The following is a 2,672-nucleotide window of genomic DNA, read 5'->3' on the forward strand; positions in this document are numbered from 1 at the left end:
CGAAGAATCGAGGACGGATGCACGGTGACCACCAACTCTGGATTGCCTAAGCCATCGTTGGTGGCCAGGTGCAACGCTTCGCCGCGGTGCGCGGTGAGCCGAAAGTCCTTGCCCAGCAGTGATTTTGCTGCGACAGCTCCCATGAGGACGACTACGTCGGGCTCGACGGCGCCGAGTTCGGCGAGCAGCCACGGGCGACAGGCCACCACCTCAGTCCGGCTGGGTGTCTTATGGATACGCCGCTTGCCCCGCTCGGCGCGGACGGTGAACTTGAAATGCTTGACCGCGTTGGTGACGTACAGCTCGCCTCGGCCGATCCCGGCGGCATCGAGCGCTTTGTCGAGGATCCGGCCGGCGGGCCCGACGAACGGCTTGCCCGTGCGGTCCTCCTGATCGCCGGGCTGCTCCCCCACCAGCATCATGCGTGCGGTGCGGGGCCCCTCGCCGAACACGGTCTGCTCGGCGTCTGCATGTAGCTGACAGCCTCGGCATTCCCTTGCCGCGGCGGCCAGCTTGGTCACGCTGCGCGTGTCCGGCACGAATGCTGCGGCGCTCGTCTCCACGGCGAAGGGCTACCCCCAGCGCATGATGGCTAAATCGCGGCTGCGGCTCGAGCTTTGGTTCTGCGGTCGACGGGTACCTCAGGCCAGGGCTTGGCGCGGGCTCAGCGTGTGTCGCCTGCGGGTAAAGCATTTCTGAACGTCCGCGTGGCGTTGCGGCGGTTTTGCGGCATCGCCGTCGATGATGGCTTATGCGGCTATCCGAAGCCCCGCTGAAAACGCCGACTACCTCGCCGATGGCGCCGCGAATGAGGGCTTTCCTAGGTCGGCTCGGTGCGGCCGCGTGCAGCGCCAAAATCGTGCTTCTCGTGCTCGTGGTCACTGCCGCCTCGTTGGTCGCTACGGCCAGCGCCGTCCACGCCGCCTCGGGCCGCCCCTTCAACCCCGATGTCGGGATGTACGGCGACCCCCTCGCCGCCGCGCCCTACTGGCGCCAACAACACACTTCCGACTGCGGGGAGATGGCGGTGGCTGACGTGGTCGGCCAGATCACCGGAGACGAGCCCGCCGAGCAGCGCATCACCGCGCTGGCCGAGAGCACGCCGAGCGCAGCGCGGCGCGGCCCGATCTGGAACCTCACCGCGAACACCGATATCAGGGATCTGCCTGTGCTGCTCGCGCACTACCGAATCAAGGCCGACAACATTCAGACAAGCATCGACGAGCTGGAGCATGACCTAGCCGAACGACACCGGGTGATCGTGATAGTCAACGCCGAAACCATCTGGAACCGGCCCGGCAACCGAAACGCCGCGAACCACTTCGTCGTCGTCACGGGGATAGACGCCCGAGCAGGGGTAGTGCACCTCAACGACAGTGGCCTCCCCAGTGGCCGGGATGAGCAGGTCCCTATCGGTACGTTCGAGCAGGCCTGGGCGCCAAATCACAACTCCGCCGTCGTCACGAAATGACGGCCGCTCGGATCATCTCCCCCGCAACGACCTGCCGCTGTCGGGCTGACAGGATTTGAACCTGCGGTCACTTGACCACCCCGGGTTGGACGAGGGCTGAATTCAACTGTCCGGCAATGGCTTTCGGAACAGCCCGACCAGCCAGAACAACAAATCGGCATCCCCGTCATCCCCTCCATTTGCGCCCACTTGTGGCAACGTCGTGACAACCATCGGCATTAGACCGTCGCATTAGGGATGAACTAGACAAACAGTGGTGGGCGCGGACGGTATCGAACCGCCGACCGCTGGTGTGTAAAACCAGAGCTCTACCACTGAGCTACGCGCCCGTGCCGGGCAAAGATACCGCCCCGACCACTCGTCGCCCAAAACGCCGATTAACGGTTCAGGCGTTCAGCGCCGTCAGCGCCTCGACCCACAGCCGCTGGTCACGGGCCTCACCGGGCTGCTTCATCTCGGCGAACCGGATCGTCCCACACCGGTCGACCACGAACGTGCCGCGATTGGACACACCGGCGTCGTCGTTGAACACCCCGTAGGCCTGGCTGACCGCGCCGTGCGGCCAGAAATCGGAGAGCACCGGGAACAGAAATCCGCTTTCGGTGGCCCACACCTTGTGGGTGGGCGCCGGTCCCACCGAAATGGCCAAGACCGCGCTGTCATCGTTCTCGAAGTCGGGCAGATGATCGCGCAGCTGATCGAGCTCGCCTTGGCAGATGCCGGTGAAGGCCAGCGGGAAGAACACCAGCAGCACGTCTTTGGCGCCGCGGAAGTCGCCGAGGGTGACCGGCTGTCGGTTCTGGTCGAGCAGCGTGAAGCCCGGTGCGCTCGCGCCGACGGGAAGCATCAGCGCCGCGCGGCGCGTGACTTCGGTTGCACCAACCGGCTCCCGCTCCAGTCGCCGAGGTTCACCGACGAGGTCGGCATCAGCCCCGCGGTGGGGGCCGACTCGGCGATCTCGGCGGGTAGCACGTGACCCGGACGGCCGGTCTTGGGTGTGAGCACCCAGATCACGCCGTCGTCGGCCAACGGCGTGATGGCGTCCATCAGGGTGTCGACAAGGTCGCCGTCGCCGTCGCGCCACCACAGCAAGACGATGTCGACCACCTCATCGGTGTCTTCGTCGAGCAACTCGCCACCGCACGCATCCTCCGCGTCGGCGCGGATATCGTCGTCGGTGTCCTCGTCCCAACCCCACTCT

General features: G+C 65.8%; 4 protein-coding genes and 1 tRNA gene. 1 reads left to right on the top strand and 4 read right to left on the bottom strand.

Features of this window, described 5'->3' with window-relative positions; all coding sequences use genetic code 11:
• Positions 1-563, bottom strand: a 563-nt coding sequence (locus tag VN856_RS00780) for a UdgX family uracil-DNA binding protein (protein ID WP_325685226.1), incomplete at its 3' end; no start/stop codon positions are given.
• A gap of 245 nt (positions 564-808) precedes the next feature.
• Here VN856_RS00780 and VN856_RS00785 point away from each other — a divergent pair.
• Complete coding sequence (locus tag VN856_RS00785; protein WP_325685227.1) at positions 809-1,471, top strand: C39 family peptidase; 663 nt, start codon at positions 809-811, stop codon at positions 1,469-1,471.
• 254 nt (positions 1,472-1,725) lie between these two features.
• On the opposite strand, the gene VN856_RS00790 is transcribed toward VN856_RS00785, so the two are convergent.
• The 3 genes from VN856_RS00790 to VN856_RS00800 all read right to left on the bottom strand — a co-directional run.
• Positions 1,726-1,800 (bottom strand) — tRNA-Val (locus tag VN856_RS00790).
• Between the two features lie 56 nt (positions 1,801-1,856).
• Positions 1,857-2,318 carry a peroxiredoxin gene (locus VN856_RS00795; RefSeq protein WP_325685228.1) on the bottom strand — a complete coding sequence of 154 codons (462 nt, stop codon included), beginning with the start codon at positions 2,316-2,318 and terminating at the stop codon, positions 1,857-1,859.
• The coding region (locus tag VN856_RS00800) for a DUF3052 domain-containing protein (protein ID WP_325685229.1) at positions 2,318-2,672 on the bottom strand (355 nt) is incomplete at its 5' end. The genes VN856_RS00795 and VN856_RS00800, both read right to left, overlap by 1 nt.

Source organism: Mycobacterium sp., from assembly GCF_035603715.1.
GTDB lineage: Bacteria > Actinomycetota > Actinomycetes > Mycobacteriales > Mycobacteriaceae > Mycobacterium.